This window comes from Rhizobium sp. CIAT894 (genome assembly GCF_000172795.2).
In the GTDB taxonomy this organism is placed as follows: Bacteria; Pseudomonadota; Alphaproteobacteria; order Rhizobiales; family Rhizobiaceae; genus Rhizobium.
Genome location: NZ_CP020948.1, coordinates 1 through 20412 on the forward strand (window position 1 = coordinate 1; position 20412 = coordinate 20412).

At 60.2% G+C, this 20412-nt stretch carries 21 protein-coding genes and 1 pseudogene; 14 read left to right on the plus strand and 8 right to left on the minus strand.

Annotation, left to right across the window (positions count from 1 at the left end; all coding sequences use genetic code 11):
- The first annotated feature begins 488 nt into the window (after positions 1–488).
- The 3 genes from RHEC894_RS21665 to RHEC894_RS21675 all read left to right on the plus strand — a co-directional run bounded on the left by RHEC894_RS21665 (position 489) and on the right by RHEC894_RS21675 (position 3951).
- On the plus strand, positions 489–1082 hold the full coding sequence (locus RHEC894_RS21665; protein WP_010062192.1) for a shikimate kinase: 594 nt from the start codon (positions 489–491) through the stop codon (positions 1080–1082).
- Between the two features lie 185 nt (positions 1083–1267).
- Positions 1268–1834 carry a sugar transferase gene (locus tag RHEC894_RS21670; RefSeq protein ID WP_085739086.1) on the plus strand — a complete coding sequence of 189 codons (567 nt, stop codon included), beginning with the start codon at positions 1268–1270 and terminating at the stop codon, positions 1832–1834.
- Positions 1835–1956: 122 nt separating this feature from the next.
- Entirely contained in the window at positions 1957–3951 is a 1995-nt protein-coding gene (locus RHEC894_RS21675) for a nucleoside-diphosphate sugar epimerase/dehydratase (RefSeq protein WP_085739087.1), read from the plus strand.
- Positions 3952–3979: 28 nt separating this feature from the next.
- On the opposite strand, the gene RHEC894_RS21680 is transcribed toward RHEC894_RS21675, so the two are convergent.
- Positions 3980–5254 (minus strand): O-antigen ligase family protein, encoded by a 1275-nt coding sequence (locus RHEC894_RS21680; protein WP_085739088.1) that lies wholly within the window; start codon positions 5252–5254, stop codon positions 3980–3982.
- Positions 5255–5336: 82 nt separating this feature from the next.
- On the opposite strand from RHEC894_RS21680, the gene RHEC894_RS32590 reads away from it, so the two are divergent.
- Genes RHEC894_RS32590 through uxuA form a run of 3 tightly spaced genes read left to right on the plus strand, consistent with a single transcriptional unit; the run spans position 5337 to position 7541 of the window.
- Entirely contained in the window at positions 5337–5546 is a 210-nt protein-coding gene (locus RHEC894_RS32590) for a hypothetical protein (protein WP_125460988.1), read from the plus strand.
- A gap of 43 nt (positions 5547–5589) precedes the next feature.
- Complete coding sequence (locus tag RHEC894_RS21685; RefSeq protein WP_085739261.1) at positions 5590–6309, plus strand: GntR family transcriptional regulator; 720 nt, start codon at positions 5590–5592, stop codon at positions 6307–6309.
- Positions 6310–6353: 44 nt separating this feature from the next.
- Positions 6354–7541 carry a mannonate dehydratase gene (gene uxuA, locus RHEC894_RS21690; protein ID WP_085739089.1) on the plus strand — a complete coding sequence of 396 codons (1188 nt, stop codon included), beginning with the start codon at positions 6354–6356 and terminating at the stop codon, positions 7539–7541.
- Between the two features lie 44 nt (positions 7542–7585).
- Here the strand turns inward: uxuA and RHEC894_RS21695 are convergent, their stop codons facing one another.
- On the minus strand, positions 7586–8233 hold the full coding sequence (locus RHEC894_RS21695; protein WP_085739090.1) for a TetR/AcrR family transcriptional regulator: 648 nt from the start codon (positions 8231–8233) through the stop codon (positions 7586–7588).
- 135 nt (positions 8234–8368) lie between these two features.
- Between RHEC894_RS21695 and RHEC894_RS21700 the strand changes: the two genes are divergently transcribed.
- Positions 8369–9556 (plus strand): HlyD family secretion protein, encoded by a 1188-nt coding sequence (locus RHEC894_RS21700; protein ID WP_085739091.1) that lies wholly within the window; start codon positions 8369–8371, stop codon positions 9554–9556.
- Positions 9557–9579: 23 nt separating this feature from the next.
- Positions 9580–11175, plus strand: coding sequence for a DHA2 family efflux MFS transporter permease subunit (locus tag RHEC894_RS21705; protein WP_085739092.1), 1596 nt, complete (start codon positions 9580–9582; stop codon positions 11173–11175).
- A 59-nt stretch (positions 11176–11234) separates the two neighbouring features.
- Here the strand turns inward: RHEC894_RS21705 and RHEC894_RS21710 are convergent, their stop codons facing one another.
- Positions 11235–12104 carry an aldose 1-epimerase family protein gene (locus tag RHEC894_RS21710; RefSeq protein ID WP_085739093.1) on the minus strand — a complete coding sequence of 290 codons (870 nt, stop codon included), beginning with the start codon at positions 12102–12104 and terminating at the stop codon, positions 11235–11237.
- A 96-nt stretch (positions 12105–12200) separates the two neighbouring features.
- Entirely contained in the window at positions 12201–12530 is a 330-nt protein-coding gene (locus tag RHEC894_RS21715) for a DUF6665 family protein (RefSeq protein WP_085739094.1), read from the minus strand.
- 144 nt (positions 12531–12674) lie between these two features.
- On the opposite strand from RHEC894_RS21715, the gene RHEC894_RS21720 reads away from it, so the two are divergent.
- From RHEC894_RS21720 to RHEC894_RS21730, 3 genes are all read left to right on the plus strand, one after another.
- A complete protein-coding gene (locus RHEC894_RS21720) occupies positions 12675–14297 on the plus strand; it encodes an ABC-F family ATP-binding cassette domain-containing protein (protein ID WP_085739095.1) in 1623 nt (540 codons plus the stop codon).
- Positions 14298–14376: 79 nt separating this feature from the next.
- Positions 14377–14964, plus strand: coding sequence for a hypothetical protein (locus RHEC894_RS21725; RefSeq protein ID WP_085739262.1), 588 nt, complete (start codon positions 14377–14379; stop codon positions 14962–14964).
- A 95-nt stretch (positions 14965–15059) separates the two neighbouring features.
- Complete coding sequence (locus RHEC894_RS21730) at positions 15060–15224, plus strand: DUF1328 domain-containing protein (protein ID WP_085739096.1); 165 nt, start codon at positions 15060–15062, stop codon at positions 15222–15224.
- 100 nt (positions 15225–15324) lie between these two features.
- Here the strand turns inward: RHEC894_RS21730 and RHEC894_RS21735 are convergent, their stop codons facing one another.
- Positions 15325–15681 carry a hypothetical protein gene (locus RHEC894_RS21735; RefSeq protein WP_085739097.1) on the minus strand — a complete coding sequence of 119 codons (357 nt, stop codon included), beginning with the start codon at positions 15679–15681 and terminating at the stop codon, positions 15325–15327.
- Positions 15682–15699: 18 nt separating this feature from the next.
- Positions 15700–15948 carry a hypothetical protein gene (locus tag RHEC894_RS21740; RefSeq protein WP_085739098.1) on the minus strand — a complete coding sequence of 83 codons (249 nt, stop codon included), beginning with the start codon at positions 15946–15948 and terminating at the stop codon, positions 15700–15702.
- A gap of 575 nt (positions 15949–16523) precedes the next feature.
- Between RHEC894_RS21740 and RHEC894_RS21750 the strand changes: the two genes are divergently transcribed.
- Together RHEC894_RS21750 and RHEC894_RS21755 are read left to right on the plus strand one after the other, a co-directional pair.
- A complete protein-coding gene (locus RHEC894_RS21750; protein ID WP_085739100.1) occupies positions 16524–17045 on the plus strand; it encodes a DUF992 domain-containing protein in 522 nt (173 codons plus the stop codon).
- Positions 17046–17216: 171 nt separating this feature from the next.
- Positions 17217–17461 (plus strand): annotated as a pseudogene (locus tag RHEC894_RS21755) (GNAT family N-acetyltransferase); the annotation flags it as partial.
- A gap of 125 nt (positions 17462–17586) precedes the next feature.
- Here the strand turns inward: RHEC894_RS21755 and RHEC894_RS21760 are convergent.
- A complete protein-coding gene (locus RHEC894_RS21760; protein WP_085739101.1) occupies positions 17587–18264 on the minus strand; it encodes a DJ-1/PfpI family protein in 678 nt (225 codons plus the stop codon).
- A 73-nt stretch (positions 18265–18337) separates the two neighbouring features.
- Between RHEC894_RS21760 and RHEC894_RS21765 the strand changes: the two genes are divergently transcribed.
- Positions 18338–19303 (plus strand): GlxA family transcriptional regulator, encoded by a 966-nt coding sequence (locus RHEC894_RS21765; RefSeq protein WP_085739102.1) that lies wholly within the window; start codon positions 18338–18340, stop codon positions 19301–19303.
- A gap of 187 nt (positions 19304–19490) precedes the next feature.
- Here RHEC894_RS21765 and RHEC894_RS21770 read toward each other — a convergent pair whose 3' ends face one another.
- Positions 19491–20327: a DMT family transporter gene (locus RHEC894_RS21770; RefSeq protein WP_245339529.1), complete on the minus strand. Its 837-nt coding sequence runs from the start codon at positions 20325–20327 to the stop codon at positions 19491–19493.
- Positions 20328–20412: the final 85 nt, after the last annotated feature.

Consider the following 20412-nt stretch of genomic DNA (forward strand, 5'->3'; position numbering starts at 1 on the left):
AGGTTCGCGTCGGGCCTGCGGGTAACTGTTATGGTTAACGAAATGTGACGGAAATAAAGGCGGATATAACTTCTGATTGGGGGCTTCTCGCTTTAAGATCACGGAGTTAAAGGGCTGCGCGGATCTGCGAAGCGACGGAGGAAAGGCAACCGGAGCCGTCACTGAAATAGCGGGAGTGCAACATTCCTCGATGGCGTATGGCCGGGCTCCTCAGGCTCGCAGGGCCGAGGTTGGGGTCGTTCCTCTTCCGAGCGACGTACAGAATCGACCGTGAAATTGGATAGGCAAAAGGCTCGGCATTGAAATCGCTAGTGAAAAATTGGACCTTTTGCGGAGGCTAAATCTAAGCAGCATATTACTTTTTTACGTTTGAAATCTGGAGGTAAGAGCGCCCAGATTCGATTGCTTTTCTTACGTATTCGCCGTCGTCGCCTTGACGCTATCGGCGTCATTTGATGATAGTTTTTAAAGACATTGTGAATGGGCCGATGAGTGAAAAAGTCCTGACTTCTGCCGAAAGTCTCAAAGACCAGGCCCGCGTTGCGCTGGGTCAGCGCAATCTTGTGCTTGTCGGACTGATGGGGGTCGGGAAGTCCTCGATTGGCTGGCCTCTTGCACAGCAGCTCGGCATTCCCTTTGTCGATACCGATGTCGAGATCGAGCGCGTTTCCCGCATGACGATCACCGAACTCTTTGCCGCCTATGGTGAGCTGGAGTTCCGGGCGCTGGAAACGCGTGTCCTCAGGCGTCTCCTCGAGGGTGGACCACGCGTGATCTCGACGGGGGGCGGCGCCTTCATCAACGAGAGCACGCGCCAGCACGTCAAGCGCGACAGCCTTTCCGTCTGGCTGAAGGCCGATCTCGACGTGTTGTGGGATCGCGTCAACAAACATGACGAAAGGCCGCTGCTCAAGACAGAGAATCCGAAGCAAACCCTCGAGAACCTGATGAACGCGCGTTATCCGATCTATGAGGAAGCCGATGTCACGGTTCTCTCCCGCAACGTGGGCAAGGACATCATGGTCAAGGAAATCCTGGCTGCCATCGTCGAGGGGAAGGCAGCAGAAGGCAAAATGTCATGAGTGCATGTCGGCGCGATCGGCGGTGACGGACGTGAAGACTACGATCATGGGCACAAATGTTGCGCCGACGGTTGTCGGCCCTCGACACGATGTCCTGCAGTTGACGCGAAATGGTTTTTGACGATACGGCAGGGCGATAGCTTAATTGGCGGGAACCGCCGTGGGGCAGGGGGAGCTGCGGAAGCATGGGTTTGAAACGGGCGGTGGATTTTTTCCTGGCTTTGATGGCGTCGGTGGTCCTGCTCGTTCCGATCCTTATCGTCGCTCTTTGCGTTCGCCTTACCTCGCCCGGACCGATCCTCTATTGGTCGAAACGCGTCGGCCGTTTCAATCAGATCTTCCTGATGCCGAAATTCCGCAGCATGCGCGTCGACACACCGACGGTTGCTACGCATTTGCTCGAAAATCCGGATCGGTTTTTAACCCCCATCGGCTCGTTCCTGCGCAAATCCAGCCTCGACGAACTGCCGCAACTGTGGTGCATCCTTGAGGGAAAAATGAGTTTCGTCGGCCCCCGGCCAGCGCTCTACAATCAGGACGACCTGATAGAGCTGCGGACGGCCCATGGCGTCGACAAGCTCCTGCCGGGATTGACCGGGTGGGCGCAGATCAACGGCCGCGACGAGTTGCCGATTCCGGAGAAGGTGAAATTCGACGTCGAATATCTCGCGCGGCGTTCATTCGGCTTCGACATGCGCATCCTGTTTCTGACCGCAGACAAGGTCATACGCCGTAAGGGAATCAGGCATTAACCTACCTACTTCTGATAGATAAGCGGGACGGAGGGCCTTGATTTCCGATTATTTCAGTTGCGCTCATTGCAGAAAGCGACAAGAAGGTGGTTGTCTGTTGATCTGCGAGACGCTGGTAAGCAATGTCCGAACATTCTCCTTCTGAGACACCGCGCTCAAGATGGTTCTTAGTGCCGATGCAAGCGCTCGTCGCCCCCTTGCTGGCGATGCCGCGGGTTGCCAAACGCGCGCTGGCTTTGCTGGTGGATTCCAGCTTTTGTGTTCTGACGATCTGGCTGGCCTATTGCTTCCGGCTGAACGAATGGACGGTGCTGACCGGCGTGCAGTGGCTGCCAGTCTTCGTCTCTCTGTGCATGGCCCTGCCGATCTTCATCGTCATGGGCATGTATCGGGCGATCTTCCGTTATGCCAATCTGGCTGCTTTCATTACTGTTCTGAAGGCGATTGCGATCTACGGCTTCGCCTTCATGACGATATTTACGGCGCTCAGCGTCCCGGGTGTTCCGAGAACCGTCGGTATTCTCCAGCCCTTCCTGTTGCTGATCGGGATCGGTCTGTCGAGATTGGGTATCCGCTATTGGCTGGGCGATGCCTACCAGCGGATCCTTCACAAGAATATGCTCGCGAAGGTGCTGATCTATGGGGCAGGCAAGGCCGGCCGGCAACTGGCCGCCGCCTTGACGAACAGTGCCGAACTCAATGTTGTCGGCTATCTGGATGATGATCCGCGCCTCAAGGGCGGCGTCATGGGCGGCTTGCCGATCTACGACCCCTCGGATCTTCCGGTGCTTGCCGAAGCGCTTGGCGTGCACAATGTGCTTCTTGCTCTCCCATCGGCATCGCGGCAGCGGCGCAACGAAATCCTGGAGCATATCCGCAAGGCCAGGGTGAATGTGCGCACATTGCCGGACCTCACGGCGCTCGCTCAGGGACGGGTCGCCGTCTCCGACATTCGTGAGCTGGAGATCGAAGATCTGCTGGGGAGAGAAGCGGTCGCGCCACGCCAGGAGCTGCTCGACAAGGCAATGCGCAACAAGGTGGTGATGGTCACGGGCGCCGGCGGCTCGATCGGCGGCGAGTTATGCCGCCAGATTCTGCGCAACAAGCCTTCCAGTCTGATCCTTCTCGATCAGAACGAGTTTGCGCTTTATAACATCCATGCCGAATTGCTGAAGCTGGCCGAACTGTACGAACATGAAAATCTGCAGATCGTACCGATCCTCTGTTCCGTCCGCGATCAGGATCGCATGGAGCATATCATGCAGAGCTGGCGACCTCAGACGCTTTACCATGCTGCCGCCTACAAGCATGTACCGCTTGTCGAACACAATGCCGTGGAAGGCATCAAGAACAACGTCATGGGCACACTGGTCACCGCGCGCGCGGCGCATAAATGCGGCGTCTCGAATTTCGTGCTGATCAGCACGGATAAGGCCGTGCGGCCGACCAATGTGATGGGCGCCAGCAAGAGGCTGGCGGAGATGGTTCTGCAGGCGCTCGCAGCAGAACTGACGACCGACAGAATGCGAACGAATTTTTCCATGGTCCGCTTCGGAAACGTCCTCGGCTCCTCCGGATCCGTCGTGCCGCTTTTCAGGCAGCAGATCAAGGATGGCGGCCCCGTTACGCTGACACATCCCAAAATAACCCGCTATTTCATGACGATTTCGGAAGCCTCGCAGCTCGTCATCCAGGCCGGCGCGATGGCCGACGGCGGCGATGTGTTCCTGCTCGATATGGGAGAGCCCGTTCGCATTGCAGATCTTGCCCGCAAGATGGTGGAGCTTTCCGGGTTGACGGTCCGCGACGAGAACAATCCCGAAGGGGATATCGCGCTTTCCGTTACCGGTCTCAGGCCCGGCGAGAAGCTCTATGAAGAGCTGCTGATCGGGGACAATCCGGAAACGACCGAACATCCGCGGATCATGAAAGCGCGTGAGGATTTCCTGTTCTGGCCGGAGCTTTTGAAAAAGCTCAACGGCCTCAATGCGGCATTGGATCGCAACGATATGATCGCCGCACGCGCGACCTTGGCGGAGCTTGTTTCGGGCTATTCGTCAACGGGCGAGGTTTCAGACCTGGCGTTCACCGGCACTGAAGCCACTACGGCTGCCTGAGAATCGAGCATCATACTCCTCCCTAGCGTCAGTCGCGAACGACGGGCGCAAAACCTGTGCTGCCGCGATCCGCGCAAATCAGGGCGACCAGATAGGCAAAGATCGGATCCAAGGCCTTCTGATTGAACATGATGCCAAAGCTGCCGGTTATGACGTAACTGCTGACGAGCAGAAGAGCGATCGCGATGGCCAAGTCCCGGCCCGGCCCGGCTTCCTTTCGCCACGCGCCGATCACAGGTGTCGCGAGCATCAGCGAAAGCGCTGCAATGCCGAAAATGCCGGCGTCGATCCCCGCGGTGAGAAAACCATTATGGACATGCGAATAGGTCAGTTGCGGCCTTATGCTCTCGGGCAGCTCTGCCAGCACCGAAGCCATCCGGTTTTGCGGGCCATAACCGGTCAACGGATCCTTGCTGATTGCTGACACCGCACCCTTGTACAGAGCGAACCGTGCACTCAGCGACGTGACTTCGCCGTCACTGCGTTCGAGCGATGCCATATTGTCCTGCAGCGCCTCGATGCGATGGAGGATCTGGCCGCTGCCGAGGGCAATCAGTCCCGCAAACAGCAAAGAGCCGGTGATGGCGAGGCTGCGTAAACTCAGATGGAAGCTGTGTTTGCGAAAATACCAGAGAAAGATGACGATATGGACGGGGATGACCAGCCAGGCCGAGCGCGTTCCGGAAAGCAGGACGCAGCCCAGACCGGCGGCATATCCCAGTATGGCGATTCTTTGCTCGACACTCTTGGGGGATTGAACGTTCAGAAGCGAAATACCGCCGAAAAGAACGCCTATCACGCCCAGCAGTGCGGCGTTCGAAGTCCCGGCCTCTGCCCTCTCCATCAGAAACATGATCTGCAGCAGACTGAAGAGAAAGGTGACGATCATGCCGATACCGGCGCTGAGGATAAACAGCGGCATCAGGCGGCCATCGGGAGACTGGCGCATTCGGGGCAATATCAGCCAGACCGAAAAGAAAGGCAGCAGCCGGAATATCCAGTTCAGTTCTTCGGAGTAGGGCGGATTGATGAATATGCTTGCGATCATCACCAGCGGGTAGACCGACATGCCAATGGCAACCAGCCGGTCGGATCTCGACAGGTTCAAGGCCAGCCGGCCCGTCGCCAGACAGTAGATGCCCCACACCATCGACGCCAGAAGGATGAATGAGTTAAAGTTCGGCGAAAGTCCGGGCAGGATTGCAAAGAGGAAGACCGCGATGCGGTTGTTTCGATCGAGCGCGCTTCCCGCCCCATTGTCGGGATAGAGCACTGCTATCTTCAGTTGTTTCAGATATTTCACGTGCCGATCCTGACCATGCCGATGCCGTCTGGCTAAGGATCGTGATCACGACTGTCAAGCGACCGGGGATTGGATGCAATCTATGGCTTTATTCGTCGTGGTATTCCGGCAACAGTTGCTTGAGGAGATGACGATAAAAGTTGAACGCATTTCCCACGTGGCTTGGCCGGACGATCGGCATGCGGGAATTCTGACGCGCGATTGTCGGGCTCTTGTTTTCGATCTGCGGCGCTTGCGGCCACCGGAGGGCTTTCCGTCACTCTCGGCCGCCCGTATTGGCAAAGCGACATAACTGGTATACTAGTATGCCAGAAATTTCCTCACCCTGGTATCTCATGCGACACGCATCAGAAAGCGAAGTTTTGGTCGGGCCGGCGTCGCAGCAGACCGGCAGGCTGCGTCGCGTCACCACGGCCGGCGCCATCTATGAACGCCTGCATGCCAATATCGTGTCGCTGCGAATGCCGCCCGGCATGTTGCTGCAGGAAAAGCGCATCGCCGACGATTTCGGTGTCAGCCGCACGCCGGTGCGCGAGGCGCTGCTCCGGCTTTCCGAAGGCGGGCTGGTCGATATTTACCCGCAATCGGGTACCGTCGTGTCGCGCGTGCCGGTTTCTGCGATTCCCGAGGCGGTCGTGGTGCGCAAGGCGCTCGAAGGCACGACCGTCGAGACTGCGGCTCTGATCGCCACCGCTGCGGACATCGCCCGTCTCGATACCATCATCGCCCGCCAGCAGTCGCATGTTGCGGCCGGCAATACTTCAAGTTTCCATGACGAAGACGAGGCCTTTCACGAGGCGATCGCACAAATATCGGGATATCCCGGAATCTGGACGATTCTGAAAACGGTCAAGGTGCAGATCGACCGGGCGAGGCGGCTGACGCTGCCGGTGCTGGCGCGGATGGACAATGTGGTGCACGAACACATGATCATCCGCGATGCGCTCGCCGCCCATGATGCGACGGCTGCGCGCAACGCGATGACCCATCATTTGAGCGCCGTCATTCCCGATGTCGACGAGCTGCGCTTGCGTTATCCCGATTATTTCTGCTGACGGCAGGACCGAATACGAAACGAAAAGCGAGAGAAGGAAGAAGAATGCGGCAAGGTTGGAGATGGTTCGGGCCGGAAGCGCCGGTAACGCTGGATGATGTCCGTCAGACGGGCGCGACCAATATCGTCTCTTCGCTGCACCAGGTGCCGATCGGCAGGGCCTGGACGGAGAAAGAAGTGCGCGACCGCCAGTCGCTGATCGAGACGACGCCCGGCGATCGTTCGCCGCTCGTCTGGTCGGTGGTCGAGAGCATCCCGATCCCCGATGCCGTCAAGCGCAAGGGCGGGGAGGCGAGGGCCGAAATCGAGGCGTGGATTGCCAGCCTCGAAGCGGTCGCCGCCTGCGGCATCCCGATCGTCTGCTATAATTTCATGCCTGTCGTGGACTGGACCCGCACCGAACTCGATTTCGTGACGCCGACGGGTGCGACCGCCATGCGCTTCGATCACGAGCGTTTCGCAGCCTTCGACCTCTTCATTCTGGAGCGGCCGGATGCGGCACAGCACTATTCCGCGGAAGACCGCGAACGGGCGCGTATCGTCTTCGAAGCCATGTCGGACGACGAGATCGCCGACATCACTCGGATCATCACCTCGGCTCTGCCCGGCTCGACCACCGAACCTCTGACCATTCCGGCCTTCCGGGAAAAGCTGGTCGCCTATAGCGGTATCGATGCCGCAAGGCTGCGCCGCCATCTGATCGAATTCCTGGAAGCGGTGACGCCGGCTGCCGAAGCGCGCGGCGTCAAGCTGACGCTGCATCCCGATGATCCGCCGCGGTCGCTGTTTGGCCTGCCGCGCATCGCCTCGTCGGCCGAGGATTATGCCGCTCTGTTCGATGCGGTGCCGTCGGCGGCGAACGGCATGTGTTATTGCACCGGCAGCCTCGGCGTGCGTGCCGAGAACGACCTGCCGGCGATCGCCCGGCGCTTCGCCTCGCGCATCCACTTCGCCCATCTGCGCGCCACGACACGCGAGGGGGACGGCCGGACGTTCCATGAAAGCGCGCATCTGGAAGGCGACGTCGACATGGTCGCGGTTCTCCGGGAACTGGTGGCGGAAGACCGCCGCCGCGGCCCTGACGACACGATCGTCTTCCGCTCGGACCACGGCCATCGCATGCTCGACGATCTCGACAAAACAGTCACGCCCGGTTACCCCGCCATCGGCCGCATGCGCGGCCTTGCCGAACTGCGCGGCATCCTGCACGCGCTGGGCGCCCCGCCGAACTGAGGGCGTTCCCAGGCGTAGTCGCTCTCTGGAGCTCAGGCAGCCCTTCAGAGTGCGCAACCCTTCAAAAACAGATCGGCGCACATCTTCGCCCGCGCCGCGATTGCGTCGATCTTCGGCGGCGGCTCCTGGCGCAGCATCGCGGCGCGCTGGGGCTCCATGATCATCATGCCGCGCAGCATGCCGCAGGCCGCATGCGGATCGTCGAGCGCAATCAGCCCATGGTCGATCTGCCGGCGCAGCCAATCTTCCATCAGCGTGTTGGTTCTGACGATCGCCTTTTCATAAAAGCTGTTGGCGATCTCCGGAAAGCGGTCGGACTCGCTGATGACGAGCCGGGTGACGGTGATCGTATCCAGTGACAGCGTCAGCATGCCATAGGCCGTCAGCATACGTTCCAGCCCCTGTCTGAGATCCGCCGCGGCGAGCGTGCCGGGGTCAAGCGCCATCAGAAAGCGCCCGGTCCGCTCCGTGACCATCTCGGAAAAGAGGTCCGCCTTCGTCGGAAACAGGCGGTAGAGCGTCTTGGTCGAGACACCCGCCTCCTGAGCGATGGCGGCGATGCTTGCCGCCGCATAGCCGTTCTCGTGAAATTGCCGGTTGGCCGCCTCGATAATCACGCTTCTCGTATCGTCATCGCAACGGACCTGCGGCCGGCCCCGCGGCCTTTTCTCGATTTCGTGATTTTGGACCATGATTATTTTCCAAATTCTGGTTGACATCCATTTTCTAATACATATTTTGGAAAATATCAAGTTTCCTAAAGTGCATTCCACCGAATTCAAAGGCCGCGGCCGATAGCGACAGCGACCACTCCCAGGAGAGAGACAATGTCCATCAGAACGCTGCAGGCTCTGAACAACAACGCGCCTGCCTCGGAAACCACGGCGGAAGCCGCACCGGCAACCCTTGACGCCGGCAACACGCCGCGCCTCACTGAGGCTGCCGTCGTATCGGAGACCCTCGTTCGCAAGCGCCGCGGCCGCGGATTGCTGCTGGGCGCAACGGCGATCATCGTGATCGCTGCAGGCGCCTATTTCGGCCACGACTACTGGACGGTCGGCCGCTTCCACATCTCGACCGACGATGCCTATGTGAAGGCTGACAACACGACCGTCGCACCGAAGGTTTCGGGCTATCTCGCCGAAGTGCTCGTCAGCGATAACCAGGTGGTCAAGGCTGGTCAGCCGCTTGCTCGCATCGACGACCGCGACTTCAAGGCTGCTCTCGACCAGGCCAGGGCCGATGTCGCCGCGGCGGAAGCGACGCTCAACGCCAAGCAGGCTTCGCTCGATATCCAGCAATCGACGATCGCCGCTGCCCGCGCGACGGTCGACGTCGACCGCGCGAACGAGACTTTCGCCGAGCAGAACAACAAGCGCTATTCGAACCTCGCCACCAGCGGCTATGCCCCGGTCCAGACGGCACAGCAGGCGGCCTCGCAGATCGCGGCCGCCCAAGCCACGATTGTACGCGACAGCGCTTCGCTCGACGCCGCCGTCAAGCAGGTCGATCTCCTGAACGCCGAGCTTGCCCAGGCGAAGGCGGCGCTTGCCCGCAGCCAGGCCGTTCAGCATCAGGCTGAGCTGAACCTCTCCTATGCGACGATCGCCGCACCCGTCGATGGCACCATCGGCAACCGGACGCTGCGTGTCGGGCAGTACGTCCAGGCCGGCACTCAGCTGATGTCGGTCGTGCCGACGAGCGCGGTCTATGTGATTGCCAATTATAAGGAAACGCAGCTCACCAACGTCCGCGCCGGCCAACTGGTGGAGATCGAGGTTGATACCTTCCCGGGCCGTATCTATCACGGCCGTGTCGACAGCCTCGCTCCGGCAAGCGGCCAGGAATTTGCTCTGCTGCCGCCTGACAACGCCACCGGCAACTTCACCAAGGTCGTCCAGCGCATCCCGGTCAAGATCGTGCTCGATGGCGACGCCGCCGTGAGCGGCGACCTGCGCCCCGGCATGTCCGTCCAGCCGAGCATCGACACCAAGGCCGATGCCGACCGCAAATAGGCGCCGGGCCAGGAGATCGTGTCATGTCCACCATTGCAGCAACAGCCTCAGCCACATCGCAGCCGCGCGCCGGCACCAAGGCGAGCACCAGGGAATGGATCGCCGTTCTCGCCGGCATGATCGGCGCCTTCATGGCGATCCTCAACATCCAGATCACCAATGCCTCGCTCCTTGAGATCGAGGGCGGCATTGGAACGGGCGTCGACAACGGCGCTTGGATTTCGACCTCCTACCTCATCGGCGAGATCATCGTCATTCCGCTGACGGCTTATTTCAGCAACGTCTTCTCGTTTCGCCGCTATATCCTGGTCAACTCCATCCTTTTTCCGCTGTTCTCGATCGCCTGTGCCTTCGCTCACGATCTCGGCACGATGATCGTGCTGCGCGGCCTGCAGGGCTTTGCCGGCGGGGTGCTGATCCCGATGGCCTTCACCATGGTTCTGACCAAGCTGCCCAAATCGCAGCAGCCGCTCGGCCTCGCTATCTTCGCGCTTTCGGTGACTTTCGCACCGGCGATCGGTCCGACCATTGGCGGTTATCTCACCGAGAATTATGGCTGGCAGACGATCTTCTTCATCAACGCCGTCCCGAGTGCGATCATGGTAGCGGCGCTTGCCTTGACGCTCGACAAGCAGCCGATGCAGCTCGGTCTGCTGAGGCAAGGCGACTGGGCCGGTATCTTCACCATGGCGATCGGTCTTTCGGCGCTGCAGACGGTGCTTGAAGAAGGCAACAAGGAGGACTGGTTCTCCTCGCCCTTCATCGTCAAGCTGAGTATCGTCGCCTTCGTCTTCCTCGCCGCCTTCATCTGGATCGAGCTGACGGTGAAGAAACCGCTGGTCAAGCTCAGCCTGCTGACGCAGCGCAATTTCGGCATCGGTGTTGCGGTCAACGTGCTGGTCGGCGTCGCTCTCTTCGGCAGCGTCTATATCCTGCCGCAATATCTCGGCCAGGTGCAGCGCTACAATGCCGAGCAGATCGGCAATGTGCTGGCCTGGACCGGCCTGCCGCAGCTGCTGCTCATCCCGCTCGTGCCGATGATGATGAGGCGCTTCGATGCTCGCTACATCGGTTTCCTGGGCATCTCGATCTTCGCCATCAGCTGCTTCATGAACATCATGCTTTCGGCCGATACCGCCGGCGATCAGTTCTGGATCCCCAACATCGTCCGCGCCATCGGCCAGGCGCTGGTGCTGACGCCGATCACCGCCATCACCACAGCAGGCATCGCGCCCGCCGATGCCGCCGCCGCCTCGGGCCTGACCAATATGCTGCGCAATCTCGGCGGCGCGGTCGGCACGGCAACGCTCGGCACGGTGCTGACCAAACGCGAGCAGTTCCACTCCAACGTCATCGGCCAGTCGGTGACGCTCGGCCGCGACGAAGTCCGCAACCGTCTCGACCAGGTGACCGGCTACTTCATGTCGCACGGGGTCTCCGACCATGCGGTTGCAACGCAGAAAGCGGTCGTGGCGCTTGGGCAGATCGTCAAACGCCAGGCTCTGATCATGGGCTTCAGCGATACCTTCGCCGTTATCGGGACCGTGCTTGCCATTGCTGCGATCGCCCTGCTCTTTGCCCAGAAGCCACGCGCAGGCGGGGGCGCCGGCGCCCACTGACGCCTCCCTTTTCCAGAGAAAGCCCTTCTTCGCGCAAAGGAGAGCTTTTTTGCACAAGCCTATTGCGGAATCTCGACCGTAATGGCGAAGCTTGCCACGGCACTCGGCGCCAGAATCGTCGTGGAGGGACGTTTCGACAGTTCGCTCGAACTCCCAGCTTCCGCAGCCGTTCCATGCCAAGGCTCGATGCAGATGAAGGGGGCGCCCGGTTTGGTCCACAAAGCGAGATTGGGCAGGTTCTTGAAGCCAAAGCGCAAGCTCGGCCCGCCTTCGGCGCCGTAACGCAGCCCTTCGCCTGCGCCTTGCGGGAAGATCATCGCGTCCTGCTCGAACATTGCGTGATCCAGCACCAGCCGACCGGCCTTGAACGGCGAGGGCAGCGCCGCAGGATTGATGAGACCACCCTCCAGCCGCACGAGCCCTGGCTCGCCCGCATTCTCGAGCGTAATCGTGTGGGCCTGCCCGCCAGCACCGGGCAGCGGCCAGGCGAAGGCCGGATGAAAACCGAGCCCGAACGGCATCGCCTTTTGATCGCGATTGGTCACCTCGGCCGTCACCGTCAAAGCGCGGCCTTCAACCGCATGCTCCAAGGCCAGCTGAAAATCGAATGGATAGACCGCTCTTGAGGCTTCCGAGGCGACCAACTCGTGCCGGCACATCGTTGCTGTGGATGCTGCAAGCGTAAACTCGCTTCGGCGGGCAAAACCATGCTGGGCCATCGGGTAGACCGTGCCGTCGATCGCGATCTTGTCATCCGGAGCCTTGCCGACGATCGGAAACAGGATCGGCGACCGCCCGGTCCAGAAGGCTGCATCGCCCGTCCACAACCAGGAGCGTCCGTCGCTTGAGGTGAGCGCCTGCATCTCGGCGCCGAGAGGAGAGATGTCGACGGTGAGGTCCTGATTACCGATCCGGATCAAGGTTGGCATCGCAATTCCCTTTCGCACTGGTTCGGTACCAAGCCATACCTTTCCGCGGCGGGGATTTCCAGCCAATAGGTGGAAGGGCCGGGTACCGGCGACAGGCTATTTCCGCACCGCGCCCAATCGTGCGATCACTTCGTTCGGGATGCCGTAGCGCTGAACGGCGTCGCGATTGTTGCGCAGCCCGCACATCTCGCGCTGGATGAAGAATGCCCAGACGGCGTCGGACGCTTCATTCAGAAGCTTCTCGCGTTCCTCGGCGCTCTGGCGCTCGGGAGTCCAGGCCTTCAGGCCGGCGAGCGCCGCCTCCACCTTCAGCCCGTGACGCCCGAGTGCATCGGCCCGTTCCGACATCAGCTCGTATTCGAGGACGTTGAAGCCGTTTCTATCCTGCTGGGATTGTCTGAAGGACTGCGGCGGACGAACGCTCATTGGCACGAATTCCCTTCGGCGAAGGCTTTAATCTTAGCCAATCCGGCTCGACGGATCGAGAGGGTTCGAAACGGGCCTATCCCGGCATTTCCATGCGTGCCATAAGGGCGCCGAAAAAACTTTCCCCTGGGCCCAGCGCACATCATGATTCGTATCGAGAATATCAGCAAGCAGCTCAGCCACCGGATCCTCTTCATCGAGGCATCGGCGGCTCTGAACAGAGGCGAGAAGATCGGTCTCGTCGGCCCGAACGGCGCCGGCAAGACGACGATCTTCCGGATGATCAACGGGGAAGAGCTGCCCGATGAAGGCCAGGTCTCCTGCGAGAAGGGCGTCACTATCGGCTACTTCAACCAGGATGTCGGCGAGATGGCGGGGCACAGCGCCGTTGCCGAGGTGATGAATGGCGCCGGTCCGGTCAGCATCGTTGCCGGCGAGTTGCGCGAGCTCGAAGCCGCCATGGCCGACCCCGAAAGGGCCGACGACATGGAGGAGATCATCGAGCGCTACGGCGAGGTGCAGGCGCGCTACGAGGAGCTGGACGGCTATGCGCTCGAAGGCCGTGCCCGCGAAGTGCTTGCGGGCTTAAGCTTCAGCCAGGAGATGATGGACGGCGATGTCGGTGCGCTGTCGGGCGGCTGGAAGATGCGTGTGGCGCTTGCCCGCATTCTGCTGGCGCGGCCCGATGTCATGTTGCTCGACGAACCGAGCAACCATCTGGATCTCGAAAGCCTGATCTGGCTGGAGGAATTCCTGAAGGGGTATGAAGGTGCGCTGCTGATGACCTCGCACGACCGCGAGTTCATGAATCGCATCGTTACCAAGATCATCGAGATCGACGCCGGCACGCTGACGGCCTATTCCGGCGACTATGAATTTTACGAGCAGCAGCGGGCGCAGAACGAAAAGCAGCAGCAGGCCCAGTTCGAACGCCAGCAGGCGATGCTCGCCAAGGAAATCAAGTTCATCGAGCGGTTCAAGGCGCGCGCCTCGCATGCCTCGCAGGTGCAGAGCCGGGTGAAGAAACTGGAGAAGATCGATCGGGTGGAGCCGCCCAAGCGCCGGCAGTCGGTCGCCTTCGAATTCCAGCCGGCCCCGCGCTCCGGTGAGGATGTGGTCAGCCTGAAGAATGTGCACAAGAAATACGGCAGCCGAAGCATCTATGAAGGGCTCGATTTCATGGTGCGGCGGCGGGAGCGCTGGTGCATCATGGGCATCAACGGCGCCGGCAAATCGACGCTGCTGAAGCTGGTGACCGGCACCGCCGAGCCTGACGAAGGCAGTGTCGCGCTTGGTGCCAGTGTCAAGATGGGTTATTTCGCCCAGCACGCCATGGATATTCTCGACGGTGAGCACACCGTCTTCCAATCGCTGGAAGATCGGTTTCCCCAGGCAGGGCAGGGCCCCTTGCGGGCGCTCGCCGGATGTTTCGGCTTTTCCGGCGACGATGTGGAGAAGCGGTGCCGTGTGCTTTCGGGCGGCGAGAAGGCCCGGCTGGTCATGGCGATGATGCTCTTCGACCCGCCGAACCTGCTGGTCCTCGACGAGCCGACGAACCATCTCGACCTCGACACCAAGGAAATGCTGATCAAGGCGCTCTCGCAATATGAGGGCACCATGCTGTTCGTCTCGCACGATCGGCATTTCCTGGCGGCACTTTCCAATCGCGTGCTGGAACTGACGCCCGAAGGCGTTCACCAATATGGCGGCGGTTATACCGAATATGTGGCGCGCACCGGCCAGGAAGCGCCGGGTCTGCGGAGCTGACCGATATTTTTGGACGGCATGTCGAAGCCGTCAGGCGGCTTCGACGGTCCAAAGCACGGATTCGGCGCTCGTCGCCACGATGATGACCAAATTCCGTGGTGTTCGGAGCCCTCTTCATGCAATCGGGGACGCGCATATCGGCATGGACTGGATCAATCGCTATATCGATCAGCCGCTGCTGCACGGCGCGGCGGGCTTGTTGCGGGGCTGGCACATCCGCACGCGGCAGCCGCCGGAGCTGCTGGAGCCGACATGGAATCTCGTTGTTCTCTCCGTTCTCCTGATCGCAAGCGGGCAGGTCATGGCCGGCAGACCTTTTGCGCTGAGTGTTGCGGCGCTGATCATGCTGGCGCTGCCATCGGCGCGAAAACTGCTTTCAGCGATGAAGGCAACGGGCAATTATGGCGCCCGGGAATATAAGTCGCTGAGAGCGCGCGCCATCGCCAAACGTGAGGCGGAGTGGTCGGTGCGGATCATCGTCCTGTTTTCCTCTGCCTGTCTTCCCTTCATCGCGCGCATCGACGATCCGGTGGGAGCCTGTTTCATGCTGGGAGCAAGCGTCTGGTTCGTATTGACCGGGCCGCTCAAGGCCTATCTCGATGCTGCCGAGCCTCCCGAGCCGAATGAAGGCGACCGAACCTATAGCGGCGCCTTTTATTTCGGCTGAGCCGATGCGACGTCGCATGTGCCGGCCGTGAGATCGGCAGGGAACCAAATCGGGCGGCTTCCGTTATCTCCGCAGCAACGTAAAAGGAGATTGCGATGCTTTATTACGCTCTGGTGTTTCTCGTTGTGGCCTTGATTGCCGGCGTCCTCGGATTTGGCGGTATAGCAGGGGCTTCAGCTTCCATCGCCCAGGTTCTGTTCTTTATTTTCCTGGTGCTCTTCGTGGTATCGATCGTCATGCGCCTGATGCGAAGAGTATAGTGCGCAGAGATCAAGTTTAAATCCGGCGACATCGGACCGGTCTCCGAAAGTTGGACGTCAATTTTCGGGGACGGTTCAAGATATCGCCGGGTTTTCTCCATCACTGAAGATTTCCGTTGCGGTCGTGGTCGGCGGTCGCGAAATCCGCCATCACGCGCTGCATGAATTCACTGCGGCTGATGCGGCCGTTGTGGTCGGCGTCGGTCAACGTGAATTGCTCGACGGTCAGGATCTGAACCGTCTCGTCGGACTGGAGGCTGCCGTCCTTGTTCTTGTCGAGACTCCCGAAGGCCGTGCCCATGAAGGTTTCGTATTCGGAGCGATCGACCGTCTTGCTGCCATTGCCGTCGAGCCGGTCCATCTGGCCCTGATACATCGATCCGGGCTGCTGTTCTTGCGCCGCTGCCCCAAAACATTGGCACAGGATGAGTGTCGTCGCTAAAGCCAAGATTTTCATCGCTCGATATCCCTCCACTTATCGACAAGCCAGGCGATTGCCCACGAAACCGCCGCCGCCGATGCCGGCGGCGACAGCAAGCACTTGCCCGGTTCCAGCCCCGATCGTGCTGCCGATCAGGCCGCCGACAATCGCGCCGCCGACGGTTCCCGCAATGCAGCCGAATTCGGAATTGTGATCCGAGACGCTCTGGGGTGTCGGCCCGGACTGGCAAGCGGAGACGGCAAGGCATGCCGCCAGTGTGATGTTTGTCGTGCGTAAGCGCATTTTTTCCTCCCGATAATGGCCCGCCATCTCCAATAGAGATCGGTAGGCGTACGATTGCTCGGCCCCTGCGAAAATATCGCCTGATTATATTTCTCGAGTTCAGACTTTATTTCTGTTCGAACAGAAGGAGAATTCCGGAAAACGCCCGTAAATTCTGTGGCAATGCAAAGCAGTCATGCCGTTTCCCCCTCCGTTACAGTTTTGCGAGGGGAATTATTGCCAAATAATACAGCTATAGGGACAGCATGGCAACCTGCACGGTCATCATCGCATATGCAGCAAGGCGCCGGCGTTTGTCCGGAAAGACGACGGCAATCGCGACCGTGCCTTTCTGGCAACCATTCCTGACAAGATCGTGAAATAACCGGATGACGTGAATTAGTGCCTTCGAAATGTCCCAATGGGGCTGAACCGTAGGCATGTTTGTCGCTTGTGCCCTCCCATGCGCTTCGACAGGCGATGCGAAAAGGATGCCGGTTCGGGATTGTTTTGCGGTTCCATCCGTTATCTGTAGCCGAATCTGGTGGCGAGTAGCCGGGTATTTGCTCCCGTCACGATTTGAGAAGGAGACACTTATGAAAAAGACTTTTGCGACGGCGTTTGCCGCGGTATCGTTGAGCCTTATCGGCGCGGGGGCGGTCAATGCCGCCGACCCGGTCACCAGGACCTATGAAGAGCCGGACCTGCGCAACGGCGTGAAGATCGGTTATCTCACCTGCGATATCGGCGGCGGCACGGGTTATGTGCTCGGTTCATCCAAGGAAGCCGATTGCATCTTCCAGTCGACGGTCGGCAATGAGCTGTCGGATCGCTATATCGGCGAAGTGAGAAAGCTCGGCATCGACCTCGGCTTCACCACGCGCAGCCGACTGATCTGGGCCGTGTTCGCGCCGACGGCGGGTTATCATCGCGGGTCGCTCGCCGGCCTGTATGTCGGCGCCACCGCCGAAGCGACACTGGGTGCCGGCGTCGGCGCCAATCTCCTCGTCGGCGGGACCTCGGGCTCGATCCATTTGCAGACGGTCAGCCTGACCGGCCAGCTCGGCCTCAACGTTGCCGCCGGCAGCGCATCGATGACACTGACGGCAGACAATTGATGTGCCGTTGGCGCCCCCCGCCGCGACGCGGCAGGGGCGCCACCCATCCGAAGGGTTTTTCACGCCGCAACATGCCCCGGCCGGTCACGAAATGATGAATATTTGAATGAGCAATACCCGGCGAGGACGATATCCTGGAGCGGCGTCTGACCTCGTTCCTTGCGGGCGGTGAAATCGCCGTTTCCGGAGGTCATCCGGGAAGAGCAGCGGCTGCACGGTACATCTGGTCCGTCTATGTCGAGGCCTTCCGCCGGCGCGGCCTCGCATCGGCTCTGACCCGCAAGGCCGTCGACTATCTGAAATCGATCGGCTGCACGACCGCCGTCATCCACGCTTCGGATGCCGGCGAGCCGGCCTACCGGGCCGCTGGTTTCGAGCTGGCCAAGGAAATGCGCCTGCAGTTTCCGGCGCAGTAACGAAGGGCGATGGCCGAAGCGTCGACGCGGCGTCTTCCGCTTACGTTTTCGCCCGGCCGGGCGCGGTAAAGGCGGCGATCGTCGCCTCGTCATATTTTTAGCGCAGTAAGTCGATAATTTCGCATTCAAATATCTCCCGGCGATCGAGACAATATCCTCTCGCGCGCGACGCGCGATGCAACAAGACGCTGCTTGGTATCCTCCAACACTTTCGGTGATGCTTCCTTTGGTGTGCCGGAAGAAAATGGCGGTGCAGGAGCATATTCCAGTGCGAGCTGGATTATTTCGGCTTCTGTTCGTCCGAAAAGCGCAGCAATCACGGACAATCCGAAATCGATGCCCGAGGTTACACCGCCTGCGGTGATCAGATTGCCATCCTGAACGACACGATCCTCGACAGGCGTGGCGCCAAAGCGAGGCAGGAAATCGAGCGCATTCCAGTGGGTCGTCGCGCGTTTGCCCTTGAGCAACCCCGCCGCTCCCAGCACCAGCGCACCAGTGCAGACGGATGTGACGTAGCGCGCCTTCGCCGCGCGCTGCCGAACAAAAGCGAGCACCATTTCGTCGAGCAACAGCGCGTTTATACCGCTTCCGCCCGGAATGCAGAGAACGTCGAGCGGCGGGCATTCGGCAAAGGTCGTGGTCGGCGTCAAAGACAGCCGGGTAGAGGCCAGAACGGGCTGCAAATCCTTCCAGATCAGATGAACCTCTGTTCCTTCAGCCGAGGCGAAGACCTCGTAAGGGCCTGTGAGATCGAGTTGTTGGACATCGGGGAAGACGAGGATTCCGCAAGAAAGCCGCATGGGGGAACTCCTGATTGACTTTCCCAATCTAGTGGAACTATGATTGGCGTGTTTGCCAATAATCCCTCGGTTCATGCCAAATAACCCTCGCCGTATCGAAATCCTGACCTTCCCTGACAGCCAGCTTCTTGATGTGGCCGGCCCCTTGCAGGTCTTTGCAACGGCCAACGATCTGGCTACGCTCGGTGGCAAAGCGCGACCCTATGAGGCTGTCGTGGTGGCGCAATGCGCTCAGGTGAGAACGTCGTCGGGTCTCGCCCTGGGAGCCTCCCCGCTGCCGTCGCCAGATGCGCCGTTGGACACGCTCGTCGTGGCGGGAGGCTGGGGCGTCAATGCGGCTTGTGAAAACCGCGATCTGGTAGAATGGGTGGCATGCCGCTCAAAGGCGGCTCGGCGCACCGCTTCCGTCTGCAGCGGTGCATTTCTGCTCGCTACAGCAGGATTGCTCGACGGACGGCGTGTCGTCACGCATTGGCAGCGTTGTGCTGAATTCAGAAAACACTTTCCGTTGGTGCACCTCGATCCCGACCCCATTTTTATCCGTGATGGCGACATGTGGACATCGGCCGGCGTGACAGCGGGAATCGACCTTGCCTTGGCGCTCATCGAGATCGACCTAGGCCGGAAGGCGGCGCTCGCTGTTGGAAGGCAGTTGGTAGTTTTTCTGAAGCGGCCAGGCGGCCAGTCGCAATTCAGCACGACCCTCTCACTGCAGGAAAATAACGGGCGTTTCGACCAACTGCATGTATGGATCATGGAAAACCTAAGCGGCCCATTGCCGTTGGCGGCTCTTGCCGAGCAGGTCAATATGAGCTCGCGCAGCTTTTCGCGGCATTATCGGCAGGTAACAGGGGTGACGCCAGCCCGTGCGATCGAAGACATACGGATCGAAACCGCCCGACGCCTGCTGGATGAAGGCCTGTCTGTTGCCAGGGTCTTCAAGCGTTGTGGTTTCGGATCGGAGGAAACCATGAGGAGAGCCTTCTTGCGCCACTTCGGCACTAGTCCGCAAGCCTACCGTGAGCGTTTTGCGGGCTAGACGAATGTCCAGTCGTTTGCGTATCGCTTTGTTCCCGTCGATAGAGGCCTCCTTCACAACAAACCCCGGTTTGATGTGACGCTGCGAAGCTATCGTAAAGATTCCGGAGAAACCGTCAAATTTCATAAATACTCGTGCAGAAACCTATACTCGGCCCCCATTTCGGGCCGGTGTCCGGCCCAATCGCCTACCCGGCGACGACAGCAGGCTTTCGATCCGACGCGAGGTACCAGAAGACGGCGGCCAGAACGACCGCGCCTCCAACAAGGACCGGCAGCGAAATCTGTTCACCATAGAAGAGCCAGACCCACACCGGCCCAAGCACGACGTCGAGCATGGAGAGCAATCCCGCCTCTCCGGAACCGATACGACGAGACCCGAGGAGCAGAAGGATATAACCTATGCCCGTCGTGAAAACCCCGTAGAGCGCGCAGGCAAGAAGCTGCTGCGGGGCGGGGATCCCGAAGTGCATCAGCGGCAACGAGATGCACAGGCACGCAAGAGCCGCAAAGGCTGTCATCATCGTCGTGTCCATGTCGGGAAAGCGCCTCGCGATAACGATTTGGGTGGCACACCCTGCCGTCAGAGCAAAGGCACACAGGATACCGAGCGCATCCCGAGCCGACACGGCCGCGCCGACCGAGATGGCCGTGCCGACGAACGCCGCAAAGCCGGCGGTGACGAAACGATAGCTTACACGGTCCCGGAGCCAGAAGAAGGCGATGCCTGTCGCAACGAAAGGCAAGGTGGCGTAGACCGTCATCACATTGGCGACCGTCGTCCACTGAAGGGATGCTATATAGGTGATAGCAGCGAACGCGGAGACAGCGGAGGCGGCGACACCCGGCAACCCGAAGCCACCGAACTGCGACCGCCTGCCCACCCCTCCCCGGACCACCAGGAAAGCTCCAAGCGTCACGAAGGAGAAGGCCGACCGCCAAGCGACTATCGACCAGACATCCATGTCGGCCATGCGCACGAACAAACCTGCGGTACTCCACAAGAGCGCCGACGCGATGACCATATATATCCCTGTACGCCGTTCCTGTGATAAACTCATGGTGAATGCTCCACGCAGGTATCGTGTATTTTCAACCTCGTAGACGATC